Source organism: Methylotenera versatilis 79 (assembly GCF_000384375.1).
Classification (GTDB): domain Bacteria; phylum Pseudomonadota; class Gammaproteobacteria; order Burkholderiales; family Methylophilaceae; genus Methylotenera_A; species Methylotenera_A versatilis_B.
On sequence record NZ_ARVX01000001.1, the window covers coordinates 1,443,894 to 1,469,268 of the forward strand.

Annotated in this window: 27 protein-coding genes; 17 read left to right on the forward strand and 10 right to left on the reverse strand. The window is 41.7% G+C overall.

The annotated features are described in order from the left end of the window. Positions 1-12: 12 nt before the first annotated feature. Complete coding sequence (gene cysS / locus METVE_RS0107115) at positions 13-1,452, forward strand: cysteine--tRNA ligase (protein ID WP_020167772.1); 1,440 nt, start codon at positions 13-15, stop codon at positions 1,450-1,452. Between the two features lie 232 nt (positions 1,453-1,684). On the opposite strand, the gene METVE_RS0107120 is transcribed toward cysS, so the two are convergent. Next, positions 1,685-2,734: an acyltransferase family protein gene (locus METVE_RS0107120; protein ID WP_232415424.1), complete on the reverse strand. Its 1,050-nt coding sequence runs from the start codon at positions 2,732-2,734 to the stop codon at positions 1,685-1,687. Positions 2,735-2,876: 142 nt separating this feature from the next. On the opposite strand from METVE_RS0107120, the gene argJ reads away from it, so the two are divergent. From argJ to METVE_RS0107135, 3 genes are read left to right on the forward strand one after another with little or no spacing between them, the layout of a single operon-like run. Further along, positions 2,877-4,118: a bifunctional glutamate N-acetyltransferase/amino-acid acetyltransferase ArgJ gene (gene argJ / locus METVE_RS0107125; protein WP_020167774.1), complete on the forward strand. Its 1,242-nt coding sequence runs from the start codon at positions 2,877-2,879 to the stop codon at positions 4,116-4,118. Between the two features lie 59 nt (positions 4,119-4,177). Continuing rightward, positions 4,178-5,107: an ATP-binding protein gene (locus tag METVE_RS0107130; RefSeq protein WP_020167775.1), complete on the forward strand. Its 930-nt coding sequence runs from the start codon at positions 4,178-4,180 to the stop codon at positions 5,105-5,107. Then, a complete protein-coding gene (locus tag METVE_RS0107135) occupies positions 5,104-6,090 on the forward strand; it encodes a Nudix family hydrolase (protein WP_020167776.1) in 987 nt (328 codons plus the stop codon). The genes METVE_RS0107130 and METVE_RS0107135 overlap by 4 nt, the downstream gene beginning before the upstream one ends. Positions 6,091-6,124: 34 nt before the next feature. Here METVE_RS0107135 and METVE_RS0107140 read toward each other — a convergent pair whose 3' ends face one another. The 5 genes from METVE_RS0107140 to METVE_RS0107160 form a co-directional block, all read right to left on the reverse strand. Beyond that, on the reverse strand, positions 6,125-6,556 hold the full coding sequence (locus METVE_RS0107140) for a copper chaperone PCu(A)C (protein ID WP_020167777.1): 432 nt from the start codon (positions 6,554-6,556) through the stop codon (positions 6,125-6,127). A gap of 89 nt (positions 6,557-6,645) precedes the next feature. Beyond that, positions 6,646-6,834: a DNA gyrase inhibitor YacG gene (locus tag METVE_RS0107145; protein WP_020167778.1), complete on the reverse strand. Its 189-nt coding sequence runs from the start codon at positions 6,832-6,834 to the stop codon at positions 6,646-6,648. 77 nt (positions 6,835-6,911) lie between these two features. Further along, the gene (zapD, locus tag METVE_RS0107150) at positions 6,912-7,670 is read right to left on the reverse strand and encodes a cell division protein ZapD (protein WP_020167779.1); all 759 of its coding nucleotides are present in this window, start codon (positions 7,668-7,670) and stop codon (positions 6,912-6,914) included. A gap of 48 nt (positions 7,671-7,718) precedes the next feature. Beyond that, complete coding sequence (gene coaE / locus METVE_RS0107155; RefSeq protein WP_020184215.1) at positions 7,719-8,354, reverse strand: dephospho-CoA kinase; 636 nt, start codon at positions 8,352-8,354, stop codon at positions 7,719-7,721. 20 nt (positions 8,355-8,374) lie between these two features. Next, positions 8,375-9,277: a prepilin peptidase gene (locus METVE_RS0107160; RefSeq protein ID WP_020167781.1), complete on the reverse strand. Its 903-nt coding sequence runs from the start codon at positions 9,275-9,277 to the stop codon at positions 8,375-8,377. Positions 9,278-9,530: 253 nt separating this feature from the next. Here METVE_RS0107160 and METVE_RS0107165 point away from each other — a divergent pair, with 253 nt between their 5' ends. Then, on the forward strand, positions 9,531-9,968 hold the full coding sequence (locus tag METVE_RS0107165) for a hypothetical protein (RefSeq protein WP_020167782.1): 438 nt from the start codon (positions 9,531-9,533) through the stop codon (positions 9,966-9,968). Between the two features lie 57 nt (positions 9,969-10,025). Here the strand turns inward: METVE_RS0107165 and METVE_RS0107170 are convergent, their stop codons facing one another. Next, positions 10,026-10,955, reverse strand: a complete 930-nt coding sequence (locus METVE_RS0107170) for a polyprenyl synthetase family protein (protein WP_198290322.1) — start codon at positions 10,953-10,955, stop codon at positions 10,026-10,028. Positions 10,956-11,198: 243 nt separating this feature from the next. On the opposite strand from METVE_RS0107170, the gene rplU reads away from it, so the two are divergent. From rplU to METVE_RS0107200, 6 genes are all read left to right on the forward strand, one after another. Then, positions 11,199-11,564: a 50S ribosomal protein L21 gene (gene rplU, locus METVE_RS0107175; RefSeq protein ID WP_020167784.1), complete on the forward strand. Its 366-nt coding sequence runs from the start codon at positions 11,199-11,201 to the stop codon at positions 11,562-11,564. Between the two features lie 64 nt (positions 11,565-11,628). Further along, on the forward strand, positions 11,629-11,886 hold the full coding sequence (gene rpmA / locus METVE_RS0107180; RefSeq protein WP_020167785.1) for a 50S ribosomal protein L27: 258 nt from the start codon (positions 11,629-11,631) through the stop codon (positions 11,884-11,886). Between the two features lie 130 nt (positions 11,887-12,016). Further along, positions 12,017-13,099 (forward strand): Obg family GTPase CgtA, encoded by a 1,083-nt coding sequence (gene cgtA, locus METVE_RS0107185; protein WP_020167786.1) that lies wholly within the window; start codon positions 12,017-12,019, stop codon positions 13,097-13,099. Then, a complete protein-coding gene (proB, locus tag METVE_RS0107190; protein ID WP_020167787.1) occupies positions 13,077-14,198 on the forward strand; it encodes a glutamate 5-kinase in 1,122 nt (373 codons plus the stop codon). The genes cgtA and proB overlap by 23 nt, the downstream gene beginning before the upstream one ends. A gap of 31 nt (positions 14,199-14,229) precedes the next feature. Continuing rightward, a complete protein-coding gene (gene purE / locus METVE_RS0107195; RefSeq protein WP_020167788.1) occupies positions 14,230-14,724 on the forward strand; it encodes a 5-(carboxyamino)imidazole ribonucleotide mutase in 495 nt (164 codons plus the stop codon). Next, complete coding sequence (locus METVE_RS0107200) at positions 14,721-15,908, forward strand: 5-(carboxyamino)imidazole ribonucleotide synthase (protein WP_020167789.1); 1,188 nt, start codon at positions 14,721-14,723, stop codon at positions 15,906-15,908. The genes purE and METVE_RS0107200 overlap by 4 nt, the downstream gene beginning before the upstream one ends. A gap of 173 nt (positions 15,909-16,081) precedes the next feature. Here the strand turns inward: METVE_RS0107200 and rpsT are convergent, their stop codons facing one another. Further along, positions 16,082-16,480 carry a 30S ribosomal protein S20 gene (gene rpsT, locus METVE_RS12580; RefSeq protein ID WP_020167790.1) on the reverse strand — a complete coding sequence of 133 codons (399 nt, stop codon included), beginning with the start codon at positions 16,478-16,480 and terminating at the stop codon, positions 16,082-16,084. Between the two features lie 246 nt (positions 16,481-16,726). Here rpsT and murJ point away from each other — a divergent pair, with 246 nt between their 5' ends. The 5 genes from murJ to METVE_RS0107230 all read left to right on the forward strand — a co-directional run bounded on the left by murJ (position 16,727) and on the right by METVE_RS0107230 (position 23,422). After that, a complete protein-coding gene (murJ, locus tag METVE_RS0107210; protein ID WP_020167791.1) occupies positions 16,727-18,271 on the forward strand; it encodes a murein biosynthesis integral membrane protein MurJ in 1,545 nt (514 codons plus the stop codon). Further along, positions 18,271-19,179 carry a bifunctional riboflavin kinase/FAD synthetase gene (locus METVE_RS0107215; protein WP_020167792.1) on the forward strand — a complete coding sequence of 303 codons (909 nt, stop codon included), beginning with the start codon at positions 18,271-18,273 and terminating at the stop codon, positions 19,177-19,179. The genes murJ and METVE_RS0107215 overlap by 1 nt, the downstream gene beginning before the upstream one ends. A gap of 68 nt (positions 19,180-19,247) precedes the next feature. Next, on the forward strand, positions 19,248-22,103 hold the full coding sequence (ileS, locus tag METVE_RS0107220) for an isoleucine--tRNA ligase (protein ID WP_020167793.1): 2,856 nt from the start codon (positions 19,248-19,250) through the stop codon (positions 22,101-22,103). Next, positions 22,096-22,575 carry a signal peptidase II gene (lspA, locus tag METVE_RS0107225; protein WP_020167794.1) on the forward strand — a complete coding sequence of 160 codons (480 nt, stop codon included), beginning with the start codon at positions 22,096-22,098 and terminating at the stop codon, positions 22,573-22,575. Before ileS ends, lspA begins: the two co-directional genes overlap by 8 nt. A 145-nt stretch (positions 22,576-22,720) precedes the next feature. Then, positions 22,721-23,422, forward strand: a complete 702-nt coding sequence (locus METVE_RS0107230) for a PEP-CTERM sorting domain-containing protein (protein ID WP_020167795.1) — start codon at positions 22,721-22,723, stop codon at positions 23,420-23,422. A 26-nt stretch (positions 23,423-23,448) separates the two neighbouring features. Here METVE_RS0107230 and METVE_RS0107235 read toward each other — a convergent pair whose 3' ends face one another. Together METVE_RS0107235 and METVE_RS0107240 are read right to left on the reverse strand one after the other, a co-directional pair. Beyond that, a complete protein-coding gene (locus tag METVE_RS0107235) occupies positions 23,449-23,781 on the reverse strand; it encodes a YnfA family protein (protein WP_020167796.1) in 333 nt (110 codons plus the stop codon). A 39-nt stretch (positions 23,782-23,820) separates the two neighbouring features. Then, positions 23,821-24,765, reverse strand: a complete 945-nt coding sequence (locus METVE_RS0107240; RefSeq protein WP_020167797.1) for a DUF808 domain-containing protein — start codon at positions 24,763-24,765, stop codon at positions 23,821-23,823. Between the two features lie 75 nt (positions 24,766-24,840). On the opposite strand from METVE_RS0107240, the gene METVE_RS0107245 reads away from it, so the two are divergent. Beyond that, entirely contained in the window at positions 24,841-25,335 is a 495-nt protein-coding gene (locus tag METVE_RS0107245; RefSeq protein ID WP_020167798.1) for a DUF2946 domain-containing protein, read from the forward strand. Positions 25,336-25,375 lie beyond the last annotated feature (40 nt).

Sequence of the window (25,375 nt, forward strand, 5' to 3'; positions counted from 1 at the left end):
TATCTCTAATTCATGCTGAAAATCTATAACACGCTTAGCCGCGACAAACAAACCTTCACCCCGATTGAGCCGAATAAAGTGCGCATGTACGTTTGCGGCATGACGGTGTATGACTTTTGTCATTTAGGCCACGCGCGCGTGATGGTGGTTTTTGATATGGTCACGCGATGGTTTCGTGCCAGCGATTATGAAGTGACTTATGTACGCAATATCACGGATATTGATGACAAAATCATCAAACGCGCCAACGAAAATAATGAAACCATTGGCGAATTAACCCAGCGATTTATTACCGCTATGGATGAAGATTCAGCCAAGTTAGGCATTATTCGCCCGAGTATTGAGCCGCGCGCAACAGCGCATATTGACGGCATGATTAACATGATTGCGGCTTTAATTGAAAAAGGCCATGCCTATACAGCCGCAAATGGCGACGTATTTTACAGCGTGCGTAGCTTTAACGATTATGGCAAATTGTCTGGTAAAAGTTTAGAAGATTTGCGCGCGGGCGAGCGTGTAGAAATCGATACTTTCAAAAAAGACCCAATGGATTTTGTGTTGTGGAAATCGGTTAAGCCTAATGAACCGAATTGGGACTCACCTTTTGGCGGGCCAAATGGCGGAAAAGGTCGTCCAGGTTGGCATATCGAGTGTTCTGTGATGAGTGCAACGCATTTAGGCGCACACTTTGACATTCACGGTGGCGGGCAAGATTTACAGTTTCCACATCATGAAAATGAAATCGCGCAATCTGAGGCTACACATAGTTGCAAAATGGCGAACTACTGGATGCATAACGGTTTTGTGCGGGTAGATGATGAAAAGATGTCTAAGTCCTTAGGCAATTTTTTTACGATTCGCGAAGTGCTTAAAAAATACGATGCCGAAGTGGTGCGTTTTTTCATTCTGCGTGCGCACTATCGCAGCCCACTTAATTATTCAGACCAACATTTGGATGATGCAAAGTCGTCTTTAAGGCGTTTGTATACATCGTTAGCACTATGCGGTTTTGAAGTGGTTGAATCAGCAATTGATTGGACGCATCCACAAGCTGCAAGATTTAAAGCAGCGATGGATGATGACTTTAATACACCAGAGGCAATGGCAGTGTTGTTTGATTTGGCAAATGAACTAAATAGAACAAAATTACCAGAAACGGCTGGTTTGCTTAAAAGCTTGGGTAGAATTGTTGGCTTGTTGGAGCGTGAGCCGAGTGCGTTTTTGCAGGGTCAAATACTAGAAGTTTCTATAAAGGAAGCTGTTGATGCGACAGATATTGTTAATGCAAGCATTGTATTTTCGGAGCTTTCAATTAAAACCAGAATTTTGAATAGAACTGAAGCAAAAAAATCCAAAAATTTTGTTGAGGCAGACAGGATCCGTAGAGAACTTGCCGATGCAGGCATTATTTTAGAAGACACGCCACAAGGAACGACTTGGCGCAGAGCGTAATGCGTTCAAAACTTAATCAATTTTAACGGTTAACTTTTAGCTTTATTCACAGTTATTAAGACAGATCATAATTTGTGCGTCGTTACTAGGGAAAATATATAAACGCGTTGGCGTGATTAAGTAAATCCTAAACATTCCTACGTGAGGCAAAGTTAAAAAATATCAACACTAGACTCGGAATCTATACCATTCACCACTTTGCTTTGGTATAGAACGCATCTAATTCCTCAGACTATTTAGATGCGCTTTTTGTAGCAGGTATGTTCCCAATTAATATGTATGTCTTGTCGCCCAACACTTTTTTAATTGCCAAAACTAGTAAAATACTAAGTGTCAATGCTATACAAGTAACTACAAAGTGAAGCAGAGGATTGCCTGGGTAATATTTAGTACTTGAATTCATTGAAAATTGATTATTGATGTAGCTCGATACAAATTTCACTGCAACTAATACAAACGTATGTACAAAATAGACACCAAAACTGGTGTTGGCGATAATGCTAATTAATTGATGTTTGGTGTGCCGCTCAAACTTAATCATTAAACCTAGCAAAACTAATATTAAGAATAATTTTTGTACGTAATTGATAGCCGTAAATTGAGGAAATACCTCATAAAATTCTAGTGCGTAAAGGCATAAAAATGTCGATATTAGAATGGCTAGCACGCTGTATTTTGTTATAAATGGATTAATAAGGTTTTTATATTTACAACATAACATGCCAAAAACGTAGACCGAAAGAAAATGCAAAAAGTTAAAGTATGGGAATAACGACCTGCCAATGAGGAATGACATCAGAATGAAAAAAGGTAATAGCCAGTATATGAGATTATTTCTGTCGCCCCATTTTAGTAAAGGCCCCGCTAAATAGAACATAGCAATCACAGGCATAAACCACATAGGATAGAGATGGATTCCCCACCAATAGTAATTTAGAAATTGTAGCCAAGCAGGTTGTGCAAGAAAGTCTGAGTTGACTATGGATTTTGGCGCGACTAGTACGTAATACAAAATTATTGGTAAAGAAATAACAAAATAAGGCAAAAGTACGTATTTCAATTTGGAAAAATAATATCTTTTTGTATTAAATTTCACCAATAAATGTTGAAACAAGTAGCCTGAAATAAACATAAATAGAGTCGTGCTATTTCCATATATTATATTTAAGGCATTTTGCTGGGATAGGTTGTTATCCCAAGAAAATACAAGGACGGTGTGTACTGCAACGATTAGAAAAATGGTTAATGCTCTAAAAGCATTCATATAATTTAAAAAAACCATGCACAATTCCACTAAGATTTCTTATATTCTATATTGATATGCGTTAGTCTGATTCAAATTTTTTAAATTAAACAGGTTATAGATACTGTCACTAATTGCGATAAAATATGCGTAGTAAATATTAATCCATATAAAGCTAGCTATGCCAGTCAAATTAATTACCCCTAAATCTTCTTCTTTATTGCCTGTTAATGGCGTTAAGTTGGGTTTTTCCCAAGCGCATATTCGTAAACCTAATCGTAAAGATTTGTTGGTCATGACATTGGCTGAAGGCAGTCATGTGGCGGGTGTATTCACGCAAAACAGTTTTTGTGCAGCACCCGTGATTTTGTGTAAAGATTATCTTGCCCAACAGACGAATATTCGCGCTTTGTTGGTAAACACTGGCTGCGCTAATGCGGGCACAGGTGAAGATGGTTTAAATCGCGCAAAACAAACTTGCGATGCATTGGCTGAGTTACTAAATATTGAAGCCAATCAAGTATTGCCGTTCTCAACTGGCGTGATTTTGGAGCCATTACCGGCAGATAAAGTGATTGCAGGCATGCCAGCAGCGATTGAAAATTTAAAGCAAGATAACTGGTTAAATGCCGCTGAGGCAATTATGACAACCGATATTGTTGCTAAAGGCACATCGCGTCAAATTCAGCTGAATGGTAAAACGGTGACGATTACCGGCATCAGCAAAGGTAGCGGCATGATTCACCCGAATATGGCGACGATGCTGGGCTATATTGCAACGGACGCCGTGATTAGTAAAGCCGCGCTGGATGCAATTATCCGTTATGCAGTGAATAAATCATTTAATTGCATCACAGTTGATGGCGATACATCAACTAACGATAGCTTGATTATGATGGCGACTAATTTGGCTGGTAACACAGAAATTACCAAGGGTGATATTGTACGGCCGAGCGCAGATTTTATTGTCTTGCGCGATGCGTTAACTGAAGTGGCGATTGAACTGGCGCAAGCGATTGTACGAGATGGCGAAGGCGCGACTAAGTTTATGACCGTTACTGTTGAAAGCGGTAAAGACGTTGCGGAGTGTCGCAAAGTGGCTTATGCCATTGCACATTCGCCGTTGATTAAAACTGCATTTTTTGCCTCTGACCCTAACTTGGGACGTATTTTGGCCGCTATTGGTTATGCAGGTGTGGATAGTTTGGATGTCAATAATCTAGACCTCTATTTAGGCGATGTACTAGTGGCTGAAAAAGGCGGTAGAGCCGCTTCCTATAAAGAAGAGCAAGGCGCGGCGATTATGCAAGAACCTGATATTTTAGTTCGTGTGGTATTGAATCGCGGTAATGAAAACGTCACGATTTGGACCTGTGATTTTAGCTACGATTATGTGAAAATTAATGCCGATTATAGAAGTTAAAAGTATCGCCCATAATATCTGTGAAAACACTTCAGCCCTGTGCTGACACCTGACTACTTATGCAAAATTTAAATGATTTAATCACTCGTGCGGAAGGCTTGATAGATAAGCTAGCACTTTTATTGCCAAGCACGCAACCAACTGTGGATTGGTCTGCGACGGCATGGCGCTGGGTGATGGCGAATAATAAGGGCTATTTGCAAGCTATTACGCACCCGCATCAAATTCAGCTCGCCAATATCCATTTTGTGGATGCACAAAAAACGGAAATTGTGCGTAACACGCGCCAGTTTTTGGCTGGTTTTTCTGCCAATAATGTGTTGCTGACTGGCGCGCGCGGTACTGGAAAATCTTCTTTGATTAAGGCTTTGTTAACCGAGTTTTCTGCACAAGGTTTACGTTTAATTGAGATTGAGAAGCAGGATGTGCGTCACCTAGCAGAGATTGTTCAACAACTTCGTGAGCGTCCGGAAAAATTCATCATTTTTTGTGATGACCTCACATTTGAAGCGAATGATGATGGCTATAAAGCTTTAAAAGTTGTATTGGATGGCTCAATTGCGCATACTTCAGACAATGTGCTGGTGTATGCAACATCTAATCGTAAGCATCTTATACCTGAAATGATGGCTGATAATCTAGCCACTCAGCATGGGTTAAATGCAAATGGCCGCCATGAGATCAGGCCGAGTGATACGGTGGAAGAAAAGACTTCGCTATCGGAACGGTTTGGATTATGGCTATCTTTTTATAGTTTTGACCAAGACGAATATTTGCAGATTGCCGCTAATTGGCTAAAAACTTTTGATTTGGTTTTTGATGAATCTGCGCGCAAAGCTGCACTGGATTTTTCATTAACACGTGGTGCGCGTAGTGGGCGTATTGCTTACCAGTTTGCGCGCGACTATTCGGGAAAAATAGGTTTGGCTCAACTATTAAATCAACATCAAGTAAATCAAACTCAGTTACAGCAAACTCTACCAAAGTGAGTCCAGTAGAAGTGACTCAGGGCAAAAAAGTTGTACAGGTTGCTGTTGCGATTTTGCAACGAAATTCATCCCTTTTTTCAGCAGGCGAATTTTTAATGGCAAGTCGCCCTGACGGAAAAGGCTGGGCGGGCTGGTGGGAGTTTCCTGGCGGGAAAGTAGAGGCTGGCGAATCGCCAGAGCAAGCTTTAAGCCGCGAGTTGCACGAAGAGTTAGGGATTACGCCAATAAAAACGCAAGCTTGGTTAACGCGGTATTTTGATTATCCAGCCACGCACGATTCTGTTGCCAAAACAGTTCAGTTGCATTTCTATTTCGTCACCCAATGGCAAGGTAACTTAACCCCGCGCGAAGGTCAACAATTAAGCTGGCAATCCAACTCTCATCTGACCGTTTCACCTGTTTTACCCGCTAATGCGCCCATCATGCATGCACTGGCTTTGCCGCCTATTTATGCTATTAGTAATGTAGCAGAGATGGGCGAAACAGCTTTTTTAACTGCGCTTGAATTGCAATTAAAACAAGGTCTAGGATTAATTCAAATACGCGAAAAGCAGCTTAAACGCATGGATTTGATTAATTTAGTTACTAAGATTCAGCATCTTGCCAAACCATACACTGCGAAAGTGTTATTAAATGCCGACATTCCATTGGCAATAGAGTTGGGTGTGGATGGCGTGCATTTAAACAGTGAAATTCTGATGGATTGTCAGCTGAAACCCAGCGATTTAATGGTTGCGGCGTCTTGTCATAATCGAACAGAGATTGCACAAGCAGAAAAATTGGGTTTAGATTTTGTGGTGTTATCGCCAGTTAATATGACAAAAAGCCATGAAAATGTAACGCCTATAGGCTGGCAATTATTTGAGCAGTTGATCCAAAATAGTAATGTGCCCGTTTACGCGTTGGGCGGTATGCAGAAATCTGATATGCCTTTAGCTTTAAAGGCCGGTGCGCGTGGTATCGCGATGCAACGAGCGATATAGCAAGTATGAAATCAATATTAAATGAAATTAAGAGTTAATTCGCTTCTTTAATTGGCAACATAACATCTTGATGTGTGACTTTTCCCGCTTTATCTTTAAAACTTAACGTAAACGTCGTTTTTTCGCCGACCTTTAATGGTTTTTTTAAATCAAACAGCATTAAATGAAACCCACCAGGCGCTAACTTTTCTGGTTTGCCCGCTTCTAATGGTAATGTTTCTAAAGCGCGCATCTTCATTATGCCATTTTCCATCGTCATGCTATGAATTTCAACTGAACCGGCAGATGGACTCTCTACATGGAATAACGTGCTGTCTTGTGGGCTTTTCAGTGTCATGTAAGCCGCGCCAACACTTTGTCCTGGCGCATTCGCTCTAACCCAAGCGTCGCTAATTAATGCGTCTGCGTGAGCATTGCCAGCAATTAAAAAGAGTGTGCAAAGAATTGTTCTAAATAGATTTTTCATGGATATTAGCAATTTTCTATAAATTAAATTACGTTAAATTTATTATTTTGTGACAAGCGAATAAAGCAATAAATTCAAATATAAACTAATTAATTAAATTCATCATCAGGCTCAGGTGGCGAATTATCGGGAATTTTATAGTTTTCATTTGCCCAATCACCCAAATCAATCATTTGGCATCGCTCGGAACAAAAGGGGCGAAATTTATTGTTAACACTGTATTCAACCAGTTTTTTACAATGGGGACAGGCAACTAAGCGGGGTTTTACATCAGACATTTTCGAACTAACTTTTAAAATTGATACTTAAGATTTACTCTGGAGATTCATACAGCCATAAAATATTATAGCAAACACTAAAGATTACATAGGGTCATCGTAAAGTCGATAGCATGGTCGCACTGTTTGGGCCTTTGTACAAAATCCAAACCATTAAAACGTACGTTGATGGCGTATTTGTTGGCGCTCACTTCAGGAAAACACGGGCAATCATCGTCCATTTGAATAATCAACATTTGCGCAGGTTTAGTGCCGCCAAGCATTTGTTGGAAAAATCCATTGTCAGCATGCAGTTTAGAAGCCACGCCGCTACCGCGTAATATCTGCAGAATCGTTTTAATCGCATCGTACATTGGCATTAATTTAGTTAGCCAGCCGTCAAAATCCTGTTTGCGGCGTGCGCTGTCGAGATTTAGCCAATGATGATAAGAAGGTAAATCAAACTGGCATACGCCGCCTGGAATATTCACGCGCTGCTTAATGCTCATCAGCCATTCATTTTCCCGCAAATGCTGACCTAACTTTAAGCTTTCACTACGCAAAGTTGTCGAGCATGCGCCAATTTGTTTGAGTATTTTGTCTAACGCGGCTTCTGCTATTACCGGGTTGCCACGCAGGTTTTGCATAGATAGTCGCTGTCGATCTAATTCCTGCACCAAATCCATTTTAAGATCGGCGCGATCGATAATATCCAACATTTGTAACAGTGAAATGAGCGCGCTATGGTGGTTGTGCTGATGACCAGCATCAACGTTAAGCAAGACTTTTGAGAAGAGATCTTCTAATCTCAACAGTGTGCGTATACGTTCGTTAAATGGAAATTCGTAGCTAGACATCGTAGCGTATAAAAAGTCTGCTTACTTATAATAGTAAATTGAGGTGAATTATGAGATTGTTTTGCTAAGTATGCAAGTATTAATGTATTTTTTATGAGTGAGCATTATTTTTTCGCGCAATTTTTCGATATTTTCGTTATTTTCAATCACATCATTTGCCAATTTTAAGCGTTGTTTGCGAGATGTTTGCGCTTTTATTATTTGCATAATTTGTGATTCTGGTAAGTTGCTACGGTTTTTAACGCGCTCAATCTGTATTTTTTCATCACAATCGATGACTAAAATGCGATTGATGTGCGGTGAATAACGCGGGCTTTCAAATAAAAGTGGCACTACTAAAATTTGATACGGTAATGTTTGATTCGGCGCATTGGCATTTTGCTGTAATTGCTTGATTGCTTGGTCGTAAATAGCAGGATGCAATATCGCATTCAATTTTTCTAATGCGTTTTGATCTGTAAATACCAGATCACGCATGGCTTTGCGGTTCAGTGCGCCATCTGGCATGATGTATTGATGGCCAAAATTAGCAGCCAAAACATCTACTAAAGGTTGGTTTGCAGAAGTCAATTGGTGTGAGATGCTGTCTACATCAGTGACTGACACGCCAAATTCAGCAAATATCTTTGCGGCTTCTGATTTGCCGCTACCAATGCCACCTGTTAATGCAACAACATACATCATTTTCCAATACTAGTTTGCCCTTAGTGCGGCAAATAAAAGCTAGCCAGTTGCTGGCCAAAAAATAGTGCTGCAATGCCACCAAGTGCTAAAAATGGCCCAAATGGAATCGCTGTATTGCGACCTTTGCCTTTGAATAAAATCAAGCCAATGCCAATCAATGCGCCAGCTACAGAGCTTAATAGGATAACAGCAGGCAATATTTGCCAGCCAAACCAAGCGCCGATTGCAGCTAACAATTTAAAATCACCGTAACCCATGCCTTCTTTGCCTGTGACTAGTTTAAATAGCCAAAATACAAGCCATAAAACCATATAACCAGCCATTGCACCGATTACAGCGGATTGCAAATCCGTAAATCCTGTATTTAAGTTGAATAAAAGCCCAAGCCAAAGTAGTGGCAAAACGATGTCATCTGGCAGTAAAAAAGTATCTAAATCAATAAACGTGAGTGCGATTAACGCAAAAATAAATGTAAAAATAAAAAACGTCGCGCCGCCATAGCCATAAACATACGCGGCTGCGCCAATTACCGCGCCAGTTAATGCTTCTATTAACGGATATCGCACGCTAATTTTCGTTTTACAGCCTTTGCATTTTCCGCCTAATATTAAATAGCTGATGATCGGAATATTTTCTAATGCACTTATTTTGTGCCCACATTTGGTGCAGGCAGAGCGTGGCGTGACGATATTATATTTTGGCGGCTGAGGTAATGCGTTCAATTCAGCTTCGCTTAAACTGGCTACAGCGGCTTGGCGCTGCTGAAAATACGCTTCTTCTGTATTCTCCATCATGATTGGCAGGCGATGGATCACCACATTTAAGAAGCTACCAACCATCAGGCCAAATATGACTGAAACTGTCACAAAAACAATTGGTTCGGCGCGTAGTAAATCAGATAGCGGTATTAAAAAATCAAACATGGTTTCCCTTAATAGTTGGCGTTTTACTGGCGCGAACACAACTCAAAAGTTGATATAAACTAGCGCAATCATCGCATCGTTAAACAAACTGTGCAACTTTTGCTAAAGTGTGGCGTCAATATTGCTTAAGTGTTTATTAGTATTGCTTTAAGTATTGAAAAGAATATTCAGGTTAATGTAAATCTAGCTTGAATTTAAGCGAAGCAGTCACCATTTAACATTGAAATGATGATGTAAGCGTTTAGGAAACAATATGACCAATCAAAAAGAATCGCAATTAAATAGTAAAGAGCTAGTTGAGCTGAATAATATCAATCATCCCGCATGGGATGAGCCGATTATTTGCCGCGTAGAGGTGGATTTGCCTGGCTGGTTAAAACAGCTAACAGGTGGCAAGCAATGGGAAGTTTATGGCGAAGATGAAGAAGAAACATGCATTAGTTTTGCGCTACGCGAATTGCATGGCCATGAGTCTGCTCGCGCTAAAAATAAAGCTATCGAAACTAAATCAACTGCAGTTAAATCGGCTGAGATTAAATTAGCAGAAGTGACGCTTTACCATAATGGTTATGCGGTGGTAGATGTGGATGGAAAAGCTTTGTTTGATGGCACATTAACTAACGGCACCAGTGATTGTGCGCATTTAAGTTATTACCATGCTGAAAGTGGCGAGCCGATTACGTTGAATTAGTTTTTATAATAGCTAATTCAACTAATTAACCACTGCTTTAATGTAGCAAAATATCAACTAATAAGAGCGGTTAACCGCAAAAGTCGCTAAATTTATTAAGGCTTTTTTATAAACAGAATCTGGCAGATGCGCAATTGCAGCACAGCCATCTTCGGATTCTGATTTTGCTAAATTTAATACATATTCACTAGCGTTCGTCGTTTTCACAGCGGCAAGTACCGCATTCAAATTTTCTAAACCACCCAATTGAATGGCTTTGCGCACAACGCTAGCATCTTCAGGTGCGCTTTTATGCATGGCATATAACAAAGGTAAGGTAGGTTTGCCTTCACTTAAATCGTCGCCTAAGTTTTTACCAATTTTTGCCACGTCACCACTTAAATCGAGCACATCATCGACTAACTGAAAAGCAGTACCAAGTTTCATGCCATACAGCGCTAGTGCATCCTCATCTTCGCGGCTGGCATTATTAATAACTGCGCCCAAGCGCATGGCAGCTTCAAACAATTTGGCTGTTTTATAGTGAATCACTTTTATATATTGTGATTCGCTAATATCTGCATTATGAATATTCAATAATTGCAGCACTTCACCTTCAGCAATGACATTAGTTGCTTCAGACAAAATTTCCATCACGCGCATGTTTTTTAATTGCACCATCATTTGGAATGCGCGTGAATATAAAAAGTCACCGACTAATACACTCGCCGCGTTGCCAAACAGGTGATTTGCAGTACTCTTGCCGCGGCGCATGGCGGATTCATCTACCACGTCATCATGTAGCAATGTAGCGGTGTGAATAAATTCTACGATAGCGGCAAGCTCATGATGGTGCGATTGAATCGGGCCAAAAATGCCAGCTGATAATAATACCAGTGATGGGCGCAATCGTTTGCCGCCGCCATTAATAATGTGTTCACCAATGGTGTTAATTAAGGTCACTTCGGAGTGAAGTGAGCGACGAATGACTGAGTCGACGGCTTGCATATCAAGCGCAATCGAAGATTGAATGTTATTTAACGCCACAAAATAAACCAATTAAATTTTTGCTATTTTAACACAAGCAAGATGCGTCTATGGCGTTGTATTAACGAGTGTCTTTGGGAAGGATTTTAATTAAAGTGATTAAGCCTGTAATATAGTGGATTAACGCACATTTATATTTGCTAAATCTTGTAATTTAAGTATAATGCGCGATTCATTTGAACGTGTAGAAGTAAGGTCAAAACCATGTACGCAGTAATTAAAACAGGTGGCAAACAATACAAAGTAATTGCCGGTGAGAGAATTAAAGTAGAAAAAATCGTTGGTGATGTTGGTGCTACAGTGGTTATTGACAAAGTGTTAATGATTTCTGACGCAGCAAACACAACGATTGGCGCACCTTTGATTGCTGGTGCAACTGTGAGCGCAACTGTGCTTTCACATGGCCGTGCAGATAAAGTGATGATTTTCAAATTTCGTCGCCGTAAACATTATCGTAAAACACAAGGCCATCGCCAAAGTTTTACAGAGATTCAAATTGGTGAAATTTTAGCGGCTGGCGCATCTGCTCCAAAAGCAGCAAAAGCCAAAGCGCCTAAAGCGGCAGAATAACCTAAACTTTAGAATATAAAACCGTGAATTTATTAAATTCACTGAAGAATTAAAGGATTAAATCATGGCACACAAAAAAGCAGGCGGTAGTTCACGTAACGGTCGCGATTCACACTCACAACGTTTAGGTGTTAAAGCATTTGGTGAAACAGTTGTTTCAGCAGGTAGCATCATCGTGCGTCAACGTGGTACTAAAATGCACGCTGGCGAAAACGTTGGTATGGGTAAAGATCATACGCTATTTGCAAAAATTGAAGGCAAAGTTACTTTTGCAATTAAAGGCGCGTTAAAACGCCACACTGTAAGCATTGTTGCAGTTTAAATTTAAGTAATTTTATTAAAGCCTCATCGTTTGATGGGGCTTTTTTATTTGGTACACTCTAAATATTCGGTATACCTACATCAGGTACACTCTATATTTGGTCTGCCTAACACTCGGTACACACTAAGCTATGAAATTTATTGATGAAGCAACGATTAAGGTCTACGCAGGAGATGGCGGCAATGGCGTTGCCACGTTCAGGCGCGAAAAGTATGAGCCAATGGGCGGGCCTAACGGCGGTGACGGAGGTAAAGGCGGTTCAATTTATGCTATTGCTGACCGTAACATCAATACGCTAGTCGATTACCGCTACACGCGAACCTTTAGAGGGCAGCGCGGCGAAAATGGTCGCGGCGCAGAGTGTTACGGTGCAAAAGGTGAAGATACTATTTTGCGTGTGCCAGTGGGCACAGTTATTTCAGATAAAGCCACTGAGCGTATGATCGTTGATTTAGATGCGCACGGTCGCAAAGTATTGCTGGCAAAAGGTGGCAATAACGGTTTAGGTAATGTGCATTTTAAATCGTCTATCAATCGCTCGCCGCGTCAGTGTACTAAAGGTGAGCCGGGCGAAGAGTTTGAGCTTTATATGGAGCTTAAAGTGTTAGCCGATGTTGGTTTGTTGGGTATGCCAAATGCCGGTAAATCGACATTTATTCGTTCCGTTTCTGCTGCAAAACCAAAAGTTGCTGATTATCCCTTCACCACATTGCATCCTAATTTGGGTGTGGTTCGAGTGGATGCAGAGCGCAGTTTTGTGATTGCTGATGTGCCTGGTTTGATTGAAGGTGCGGCAGAAGGTGCGGGTCTGGGGCATCAGTTTTTACGGCATTTAGCGCGTACTTCACTACTTTTACATCTGGTGGATATTGCACCGTTTGATGAAGCTACTGACCCGGTTGCCGAAGCCAAAGCGATTGTGAATGAGCTTAAAAAATATGACGAAGCGTTATATAACAAGCCGCGTTGGTTGGTGTTGAACAAAACCGACATGCTGCAAGATAGCAAAGATGTTGTGAAGAAATTCGTTAAAGATTATGGCTGGAAAGGCCCTGTATTTGCCATTTCTGCTATTAGTGGTGTAGGTTGTAAAGAGTTGACTTACGCGATGATGGACCACTTGGACGAAGTTAAAAAAGCCGCACTTGAAGTAGAAACGACAGAAATAGCGTCACTAGAACAAGTTAAAAATGAGCCAATCATTACTGAATAATACCAAGACTTTAATTGTAAAAGTCGGCTCTAGCCTTGTCACAAATAATGGCGAGGGTTTGGATAGAGCTGCGATTGCAGCTTGGGCTGCACAAATCAGCGCGCTGGTTAAACAAGGTAAGCAAGTTGTGCTGGTTTCAAGCGGCGCAGTGGCAGAAGGTATGCAGCGACTTGGATGGAAGAAGCGTCCAGTTGAGGTAAATGAGCTACAAGCCGCCGCGGCGGTAGGGCAAATGGGTTTAGTGCAAATGTATGAAAGTTGTTTTGCGCTACACGGTCTGCACACCGCACAAATTTTGCTAACGCATGATGATTTATCCGATAGAAAACGTTACTTAAATGCGCGCAGTACATTAAAAACCCTGTTGGCTTTAAACGTGATTCCAATTATCAACGAGAACGATACGGTAGTGACGGAAGAGATTCGTTTTGGTGATAACGACACCTTGGCCGCACTGGTTGCGAACTTGATTGAGGCCGACACGCTGGTGATATTAACCGATCAGCAAGGGCTTTACTCTGCTGACCCACGCAAAGATAAAACGGCACAATTTATCAATTTTGAGACTGCTGGAAATCTTGATTTAGAAAAAATGGCTGGTGGCGCTGGCAGCAATGTTGGCACTGGTGGCATGTTAACTAAGATATTGGCAGCAAAACGTGCAGCTAAAAGTGGCGCGCATACGATTATTGCATCAGGCCGAGAACCAGATGTTTTGCTGCGATTGAGTAAGGGCGAAGCAATCGGCACGCATTTGAAAGCGGCCCAAATTAAAACACTAGCAAAAAAACAATGGTTGGCTGACCATTTGCGCTTAGGTGGTAAATTAGTGTTAGATTCTGGCGCGGTAAAAGTGCTAAAAACAGATGGGAAAAGTTTACTGCCAATTGGCGTGATTGAAGTGCAAGGACGTTTTGAACGTGGTGACGTGGTTTCATGCGTGAACGAGTCTGGTATTGAAGTGGCACGTGGTATTGTGAATTATAATTCGAGCGATACACGTCGCATCAAACGTAGCGCAAGCAGCGAAATTGAACATATTTTGGGTTACGTAGAAGAGTCAGAGTTAATCCATCGAGATAACTTAATCATTATTTAACTCAAAAAACTTTATTAGTGAGAATGCTGAAATGAATAAACCTTTAGTCGCCATTGTGATGGGTTCCGACAGCGATTGGCCTGTGATGAAAAATGCCGCACAAATGCTAGCAGATTTTGGTGTGCCTTATGAAGCGAAAGTGGTTTCTGCACATCGCACACCAGATTTAATGTTTGAATTCGCAGAAAATGCACACAAACAAGGTTACCAAATTATTATCGCCGGTGCAGGTGGCGCGGCGCATTTGCCTGGTATGGTTGCCGCTAAAACCACATTGCCGGTGTTGGGCGTGCCGGTGCCAAGTAAACATTTGCAAGGTCAAGATTCTTTACTTTCTATCGTGCAGATGCCAAAAGGCATACCAGTTGCCACCTTTGCGATTGGCGATGCTGGTGCAGCAAATGCGGGCTTGTTTGCCATCTCTATTTTGGCGAATCATGATGCGACATTAGCGAAAAAATTGGCGGAATTTAGGGTAAAACAAAGCGATAAAGTGCATGCCATGGAGTTGAGTGAGAAACCATGACCAAAAGGCAAACGCTACCAAACCAAGTCAGTTTAGATAAAGAAAGTCTAGCTCAAATTATTAGCCCACCAGCCATGTTAGGTATGCTTGGCGGTGGACAATTGGGCCGTTTTTTTGTGATTGCCGCACATGAAATGGGTTACAAAGTAACAGTACTTGACCCAGATAAAAATAGCCCAGCAGGAAAAATAGCAGATGTGCATTTGTGTGCGACTTACAATGACACTACTGCGCTTAAAATAATGGCAGAAACTTGTGCCGCCGTGACAACCGAATTTGAAAATGTGCCAGCCGCTACATTAGAAAAATTAGCTGAATCAACGATTGTGCGCCCGAACGCGCAATGTGTGGCAATCGCACAAAATCGTGTATTAGAAAAAAACTTCATTAAACAAGCGGGTTTGCCAGTTGCGCCATTTGCCGTCATTAATAATGCGGCTGATTTGCCTGACGATGGTAGTGAGTTGTATCCTGCGATTTTGAAAGTGGCGCGTTTTGGTTACGATGGCAAAGGTCAATCTCGTGTAAAAAATCAGGCTGAAGCGCAACATGCTTTTAAAGAGTTTAAGCAAGAAGTTTGCGTGTTAGAGCAAATGCTACCGTTGGATTTAGAGGTCTCCGTTGTCTTGACGCGTGACGCGCAAGGTAATATTGCCGCTTTTCCTACGGTTGAAAATTCACACCTTAATGGTATTTTAGACATCAGTATTGCACCGGCTAGATGTTCCGAAGTGATTAAAGCTAACGCGCAGGAGCTGGCAAAAAAATTAGCGAACGAGTTAGATTACGCTGGCGTATTGGGCGTTGAATTTTTTGTAGTTGGTAATCAATTGTTAGTGAATGAAATTGCACCGCGGCCACATAACTCTGGCCACTACACTCTCGATGCCTGTATCACCAATCAGTTTGAGCAGCAAGTACGTGTGATGACTGGCTTGGCATTGGGAAGTGCAAGTTTGCATAGCAATGCGGTGATGGTGAATATTTTGGGGGATAGCTGGGTAAATGCAATTGAGCCAGCTTGGGATAAAGCTTTAGCTCACAATAATCTAAAGTTACATCTATATGGCAAAGAGCAGCCGCGTAAAGCAAGGAAAATGGGTCATTTCACAGTGATTGGGCAAGACAAACAAGCAGTTTTAAATGCCGCGTTGATTGCGCGCAGTGAATTAAATGTCGGGTGAATTGATAAGGTTAATCTGGTTAATGTTGGATGATGAGTTGGTGAAAGTTAACACATAAAATACATCAAAAAATGGGATAACTTAATCACGATAATGACAGTTACCAATAAAAAAGCCTCGCATGCGAGGCTTTTTTATTTAATCACCAATTTATTTGATGACTAGAATCTAACTTATTCAGCAGCTTTAGTTTTTGCAGGTTTAGCTGCAGTTTTTGGTTTTGCAGTCGCCGTTTTTGCAGCTGCTTTAGCCTTAGGTGCTGCTTTTGCTTTTGGCGCGGCTTTTTTTGCCAGCGTTGCAGGTGCGTCACCAGATAATGCTTTAATCGCTGCAGTTAGGCGACTTTTATGACGCGCAGCTTTGTTTTTATGAATAATTTTTTTATCCGCGATGCGGTCAATCACGCTCACGTTTTCTTGATAACTAACCATCGCAGCAGCTTTGTCGCCAGACTCTACCGCTTTAAGTACTTTTTTAATTGCAGTACGTAGCGTTGAGCGCAGTGCAGAGTTGTGCGCGTTTACTTTTACGGATTGACGCGCGCGTTTGCGTGCTTGTGCGGTATTTGCCATGTGTTAATTGTCCTAATGCTTAAGCTGGGTGTTAATACGAAACCGTGCATAATAGTGTTTTTTAAGGTGTTTGGCAAGAACTAATCATTAAAAAATGCTTCACCAGTATCCTTCATTATAAAGACAGATTAAATACATGCATTAAACCCGTCTAAATATACAGATTCACCTTGCAGAATATTTAAACTAACGTTGCCATGTTAAAATACTGATTATTCAGCCTAGCCACCCATTATTCACGATTAAATGAATTTACTCAAAGCCTTAGCCAAAGTTGGCAGCATGACGTTTGTTTCGCGCATATTGGGTTTTGTGCGCGATACGCTTATTGCACGAGTGTTTGGCGCAGGCATGTTGACCGATGCGTTTATCGTTGCGTTCAAGATTCCCAATCTATTACGTCGCGTATCAGCAGAAGGTGCGTTCAGCCAGGCTTTTGTGCCGATTTTGGCGGAGTATAAAAGCCAGCGAACATTTGATGAAACGCACAATTTAATTAACCGCGTAGCGACTTGGCTAGGAGTTATTTTGGTCGGCGTCACTCTGCTAGGTATGTTGGCTGCGCCTTGGATCGTCGCGTTGATCGCGCCTGGTTTCCAAGCCGAACCAGACAAAATGCAATTGACGGTTGAGTTATTGCGCATCACTTTCCCATATATTTTCTTTATCTCGCTGGTTTCGATGGCGGGCGGCGTACTCAATACCTATAATCGTTTTGGCATTCCAGCATTCACGCCAGTTTGGTTGAATGTTGCTATGATTGCTGCGGTATTGTTCTTTGCCGATCATTTCGCAGAGCCAATAAAAGTACTGGCTTGGGCGGTATTTGTTGGTGGTTTTTTGCAGTTAATCTTTCAAATCCCCTTTTTAAAGCAAATCGGCTTGCTGCCCAAATTTGATTTTAAGCGCGATGACGAAGGCGTTTGGCGCATATTGAAACTGATGGGTCCTGCGGTTTTGGGTGTTTCAGTCGCACAAATTTCGCTGATTATTAACACTATTTTTGCTTCATTTTTAGCAACAGGTTCGGTGAGTTGGTTATATTACGCAGACCGTTTAATGGAGTTTCCAACCGGCGTATTGGGCGTTGCATTGGGTACGATATTGTTACCTAGTTTATCTAAAGCCTATGCAGGAAGCGATGATAGGGAATACTCACAATTACTAGATTGGGGCTTGCGTTTGACCTTTATTTTAGCCGCGCCTGCCGCAGTCGCGCTGGCCGTGTTGGCTACACCTTTGGTAGCGACGCTGTTTCACTATGGAAAATTTACCGCGATTGATGTTGCGATGACGCAGCAAGCACTGATTGCCTACAGTATTGGTTTGCTGGGTTTGATTCTTGTCAAGATTTTAGCGCCCGGTTTTTATGCGCGGCAAAATATCAAGACGCCGGTAAAAATCGCGATATTCACTTTGGTGACAACACAGTTGATGAATCTGGCTTTTATCTTTGGCTTGCATTTAAATCATGCCGCTTTAGCGTTGGCAATTGGCTTGGGCGCTTGCATCAACGCTGGACTACTTTTTTATCATTTACGTAAATCGCAGGTTTATAAGCCGCAAGCGGGCTGGTTGTTTTTCTTGATTAAACTATTTTGTGCGTTGGGCGTGATGGCTGTGGTGCTGTATTTTGCAATGGGCGATGCCAGCGATTGGTTGCATTTTGGATTGATGAAACGCTTGCTTTATATTAGTGGTTTGATTGCACTAGGCGGACTCAGTTATTTTGCAACGTTATTTTTGCTAGGTTTTAGGCCGCGAGATTATATGCGTCGAGTGAAGCATTAATGCAAGTATTTAGACATATTCCTGCAACGCTACAGCCGCCGCTAGCATTGGCGATTGGCAATTTTGATGGCATGCATTTAGGGCATAGAGCTTTGTTAGCGCGCTTGATTGAAGTCGCAAAGGCCAAAAACTTGACGCCCGCTGTGATGACGTTTGAACCGCATCCGCGTGAGTTTTTTACACCATTGAATGCACCAAGCCGACTATGTAACTTACGTGAAAAGCTGGAGCATTTTATCGCTGCTGGCGTAGAAAAAACATTTATATGTGCGTTCAATCAGCGCTTTTCAGTGATTAGTGCACAAGTTTTTATGGATGAAGTATTAAGCAAAAAATTGCAAGTTAACACCATTTTGGTGGGTGAAGATTTTAGGTTTGGTGCCAAACGCACTGGCACGATTGCCGATTTAAAAGCCAGTCAATTTGACTTAATCGATTTCGCCCCCATCAACTTTGCTAATGAGCGCATATCTAGCACACGTGTGCGCGATGCTTTGTCTTATGGCAATTTACAGCTCGCTTCAGAGTTGCTTGGCCGTCATTACAGTATCAGCGGTAAAGTGGTGCACGGCGCTAAACGAGGCAGAGAGCTTGGTTTTCCTACAGCGAATATTCATATCAAGCATGAGCGGCCTGCCTTAACGGGTGTATATGCAGTAAAATTGGACGGTTTGAATGCCGTTGCAAATTTAGGTGTACGTCCAACGATTACAGGTGTGCCAAAGTTATCATTAGAAGTGCATATTCTTGATTTTAATCAGGATTTATACGGTAGACATGTACATGTAGAGTTTCTGCACAAAATACGCGATGAAATGAAATTTAGCGGATTAGACGCATTAAAAGCGCAAATTGCACAAGACGTGATTGCAGCAAGAGAATTTTTTAGTGGCGTCATTTTCTCTTAAGCCAGAATGACGGCAGTTTGCCAAAGTAATGACAGTTCAAAAGATATAAGAGATTTCCGAGATTTGAGATGACTGAAGAAAATAAAGACCAAAACAAATATCCAATCAACCAGCCTGAAACACCGTTTCCTATGCGTGGTGATTTAGCCAAACGTGAGCCCGCTTGGTTAAAACAATGGCAAGATAAAAAACTCTACGAACGCATTCGCGCATCACGTAAAGGTAAAACTAAATTCATTCTGCACGACGGCCCACCGTATGCAAATGGCGATATTCATATCGGTCACGCGGTGAATAAAATCTTAAAAGACATCATCATTAAGGCCAAAACCCTAAGCGGTTTTGATGCGCCTTATGTGCCGGGCTGGGATTGTCACGGCTTGCCGATTGAGTTGGTGGTTGAAAAAACACACGGAAAAAATATTGACCCTGCTAAGTTTCGTGAGCTTTGTCGCGCCTATGCGGCTGAACAAGTGGAACGCCAAAAGAAAGATTTTATTCGCTTAGGCGTGTTGGGCGATTGGGATAATCCTTATCTAACGATGGATTTTAAAACCGAAGCCGACATCATGCGCGCTTTGGGTGAAATCAATCAAAACGGCTATCTATATCAAGGCAGTAAGCCAGTGCATTGGTGCGTCGATTGTGGCTCTGCGTTGGCTGAGGCTGAAGTGGAGTATGAAGATGTCAATTCGCCAGCGATTGATGTGGGTTTTAAAGTTGTCGATAACGCGCCTTTCAAAAGATATATTGAAGAAGATGTGTATGCGGTAATTTGGACAACCACTCCCTGGACTTTACCTGCCAATCAAGCTGTTAGTGTTAACGCTGACCTTACTTATGTTTTTATTAGGGTTAACAAAGGTATTTACGCAAATAAGGTATTTATCGTTTGTGAAGATTTAATGAATAGTTTTCTTGATCGACTTGGAAAGCATTCAGGTGAAGATATGCATAACTTCGCTTACACAATCCAGCATCACGAACAAGGTATTGATCTTAAAGGTGTTCAGCTTCAACACCCTTTCGACAACCGCCAAGTACCTATTATCTGCGGTGACCATGTAACAACCGACGCAGGTACAGGCTTAGTACACACTGCCGCAGCGCATGGTAATGATGACTGGCTGGTGATGAAAGCTAATTTTCCGAATGAAAAACCACGCATCTTAATGGGCGGTGATGGCAAGTTCTTTAACAGTGATTTAGTGGAATTTGAGGCAATTAGAGGGTTAACTCGCCAAGAAGCCAATAAAGTGATTCTGGCCAAAATGCAGGAAACCGGCAATTTGTTAGCAAGTGCAAGGTTAAATCACAGCTTCCCTCATTGCTGGCGCCACAAAACGCCATTAATGCAATTGGCGACACATCAATGGTTTATCGGCATGAATTCGCAAGATGCGGCTGGAACGAGTTTGCGTGAACATGCTAATAAAGCAGTCGATGCAACCGAGTTTTTCCCAAGCTGGGGCCGCGCACGTTTAGAGGCAATGATTAAAAATCGCCCAGATTGGTGCGTTTCACGCCAGCGTAACTGGGGCGTGCCGATGCCATTTTTTGTGCATAAAGAAACTGGTCAGCCACATCCGCAAACACCACTTTTATTAGAGCAAGCTTGTTTATTAGTTGAAAAAACAGGCGTTGAAGCTTGGTTTAGTTTAGATGGCGCGGCGTTTTTAGCGCAATACGCACCTGACAATGCAGGCGAGTACAAAAAAGTTACTTACACCTTAGACGTTTGGTTTGATTCTGGCGCGACACATGCGGCGGTATTAAAGCGTCGCCCAGAGTTGAATTTTCCAGCTGATTTGTATTTAGAAGGTTCAGATCAACATCGCGGCTGGTTCCAATCTAGTTTGCTCACAGGTTGCGCAATCGATGGCCGTGCGCCTTACAACGCCTTATTAACGCATGGTTTTGTGGTGGATGGCGCTGGCCATAAAATGAGTAAATCTAAAGGCAATGTCGTAGCGCCACAAAAGGTGATGGACACTTACGGCGCGGATATTTTGCGTTTATGGACTGCTTCAACCGACTATTCTGGCGAGTTAACGATTTCGGATGAGATTTTGAAGCGCGTCGCAGAAAGCTATCGCCGTATTCGCAATACCATGAAATTCTTATTGGCGAATCTGGCGGATTTCGATGCGAATAAAGATTTGCTACCTGTGAATGAATGGCTGGAAATCGACCAATACGCGCTGTATTTAACTGAAAAACTGCAAACAGAAGTGCTGGCAGATTACGACCGTTACGAATTCCATTTGGCCGTACAAAAAATCGTCAGTTTCTGCTCAGAAGATTTAGGTGGTTTTTACTTAGATATCTTGAAAGATAGATTGTATACAGCGGGTGAGAATTCACACGCACGCCGCGCCGCTCAAAGCGCGTTGCATCATATTACGCATGCATTTATGCGATTAATCGCGCCAATTTTAAGCTTTACCGCAAATGAGATTTGGCAAAGTTTAGGTTTAGATGCAGAGAAAACGGTATTTGAAGACGTTTGGTATGAATTGCCGAAACATGGCCTAAGTGAAGTGGAAGTTACAAACTGGCAAAATATTTTTGGATTAAGAATTTTAGCGAATAGAGAAATTGAAGACTTGAGAATGCAAGGTTTAGTTGGTTCATCTTTGCAGGCAGAGCTGGATATTTATGCTTCAGAAGATATGTTCAAGAAATTGGAAAAATTTGGTGATGACTTAAGATTTTTGTTTATTACTTCAAAAGTAAGGTTGCATGTTTGGACTGATAACAATGGTAGTGCAGCTAAGGTAAAGGTTAACCCTAGTAAAGAAAAAAAATGCGATCGTTGCTGGCATTACCGCGCTGATGTTGGTTCTCACGCAGAACATCCAACTATTTGCGGACGTTGTGTGAGCAATCTGTTCGGTGCAGGCGAAGTGAGAAAGTATGCCTAAAAATATTCAGGTTTTTAAGTGGTTAAGTATTAGCGCGATTGTGGTTGCGCTGGATTTATACACCAAACATTTAGTACAAAATGCATTTGAATATGCTGAACATTTAACGGTGACCAGTTTCTTTGATGTAGTGCGCTATCACAATGAAGGCGCGGCATTCAGTTTTTTAGCTGATGCTGGTGGCTGGCAAAAGTGGTTTTTTAGCGGTATTTCAATTGTGGCGATTTTAGTCATTACTTATTTGCTTAAAAAGCACCAAAACCAAAAACTTTTTTGCACAGGCTTGGCCTTAGTGTTAGGTGGCGCGATTGGTAATTTATATGACAGACTGACATTGGGCTATGTGGTGGATTTTTTACATTTCCACTATCAAGCTTATGCCTGGCCAGCTTTTAATGTAGCGGATAGTGCGATTTGTGTTGGTGTGGCATTGCTATTGTTGGATAGCTTTATAAAGCCCAAAGCCATCTAGTTGAGTAGTTGCTTGTGAGCTTTAAGAAATAATTTGCAATAAGCAAATTTGTGACAGTTTAGATTTAAAAGCCTAGTCTTATCGGCGCATAGCTTTACCATGTTTGGTAACTTAACATGTTAATTAACCCAAAAAGTGAATTAACATGCGTGAATTCTTAATAAAATCAGCCTCAATAAAAACAGCTTTTTTTGTCAGCGTAGTTGCTGTTTTATTCCCTCAATTGGCATTCGCCACAACGCCGAGCTTTAGTTGCAGTTCAAATTTGGTGGTGTCGCTAGATAACGGCTATCAAGCGAGTTGTGATGGAGATTTTTCGTTTACAGATGGTGTGTTGCAAAACGATGTGTCGATTAATTTAAAGGCAGGTGGTTTTTTGAGTGTTGGTGAAAATGCAACATTAAGTGCACCCATCATTAACCTTATCAGCAAAGATATTTTCGTAAATGGCATGTTGGATGCGCCAAACGGCATTGTCACTCTTAGTTCAACAGGGTCAACGGTTTTAACTAACACCGCTCAAATTAATGTGGCTAGCCAAGTTAACGTGAGTAACCAAGCGCCCATTCAAACAAAGCCACAATTAGTCGTTAATTGGGAGCAATTCCAAATTTCGCCAGGCAGCAATATACAATTTGCATCAAATACGAATGTGCCCAGCGTAGTGATTGATAGAGTTGGCGGGGCAATTACGTTGGTGCCTAATTCAGGCGTTTTGACTATTCAAGCAGATGCTGGTGACAAAGTTAATTTGCTCGTTACTCAAGTGCCAGAGCCATCTGCTTACGCGATGATGATACTTGGCTTAGCTTCTATTAGCTTGTCACGCAAACGCAAAATAGATTAGCCGACCTTGTATTAGCTTTTCTAGTATTAACTGGTTTTGGCGCCGAATATAATGACAGTTGCGCCTATCAAGCAAATAACTGCACCTAGCCAATCCGTTAAGCTGGGTTTGATTGAATCTACGACCCATAACCACATAATCGCCACGCCAATATATATGCCGCCATAAGCCGCATACACGCGACCAGCGGCTGTGGGATGCAGTGATAATAACCACACGAATAAGCCTAGACTTAAAATGGCTGGCGCTAATAACCAAATAGAGCCGCCTTGTTTGAGATATAGATACGGCAAATAGCAACCGACAATTTCAGCAATCGCTGTCACTGTAAAAAGCCCTACAGTTTTGAATATTTCCACTTTTAATGTCTTTACTTTAATCGTAAAATTTAAGAAAAGTTAACCCTTTTTTGGCAGTAATTTTTTGACTATTTCAAACACTGCGACACAGATCGCACCAACGATTAAACCGATAATCGCATCGATTAAAATCGGTGAAATTGCAGCTAAAACACCACCAATGGCTGGTAAATTCTGCAAATGTGCTGAAATGTTCTCACTGATATGATGCAAGGCAGGAAAGCCGTGCCCAATAATACTGCCGCCAACCATAAACATCGCTGCAGTACCTACAATAGATAATGTGCGCATTAAATAGGGCGCGAATGCGACAATTTTTGCGCCGATTTTTCGTTGCAATTGCTTGAAAAAACTTTCGCCTTTTTTAAGCATTAAGTGCAATCCTAAATCGTCCAGCTTAACGATGCCAGCGACTAAACCGTATACACCGATTGTCATTACTAAAGCAATCAAAGTGACAACGGTGACCTGTTTACTGAATATTTCAGTTGACACCGTGCCTAAGGCAATCACGATAATTTCGGCAGATAGAATAAAATCTGTACGCACCGCGCCTTTGATCTTATCTTTCTCTAGCGCGACTAAATCCACTTTATCATCTTCATTCGCCAGTTTGATTTCGGCTTTAGGTGATGCGGCATCTTCTTTATGTAAGAATTTATGCGCGATTTTTTCGAAGCCTTCAAAACACAAATAGGCGCCGCCAACCATTAATAGCGGCGTGATTGCCCACGGTGCAAAGTAGCTAATTGCCAAAGCAGAAGGTACTAAAATCAGTTTGTTGACAAACGAGCCTTTAGCAACTGCCCACACCACAGGCAATTCGCGCTCTGCTTTTACACCAGCAACCTGTTGCGCATTTAAGGCCAAATCGTCGCCTAGTACACCAGCAGTTTTTTTGGCGGCGACTTTTGTCATTACTGACACATCGTCCAAAATGGTTGCAATATCGTCTAAAAGTGCAAGTAAACTGCCAGCTGCCATGTGATTAATCTCTTAAATATTAGGGATTGAAATGAATATCAATTATTTGGAATTTTAACTCATTTGTATTACTTCTTGATTGCATTATCGCTTGGCATTACTGCGCGAAAGTTGCAATCTGTGGCGCTGAAAAGTACAATGCGCGACATGTTGTCGAAAAGACTATTTCGTTTTATTCATCATATTGCGCTTTTCGCAATCATTTTTGCGTCTGTCGCACCTAGCATTTCGCATGCATTAGCCGCTCAAAATAACAGTAATAGCTTTACACAAGAAGTCTGTACCAGCAGTGGCGAAAAAGTAGTGATTCAAGTGCTGACGACCAAAGGCAAGCAATTGGCGACCGAATTTGTGGTGAGTAAATCATCGCCAAAAACTATGGCAATGCATCTAGAACATTGTCCGTTTTGTTCCAACGCTGCTGTTACTGCAAGTTTGCCCGCGACAAACACATTCATCATCGCCGTATTAGCTGCAACCGCACAACAAATTGCGCAATACGCTGCACCAACTGTTGTATCCCGTCCTTACGTTTCACCTCCCTCGCAAGCCCCGCCTAGCACACTCTAAAAATATCCGTTTCTTTGTCGCAATCAGTTTGCGATAAACC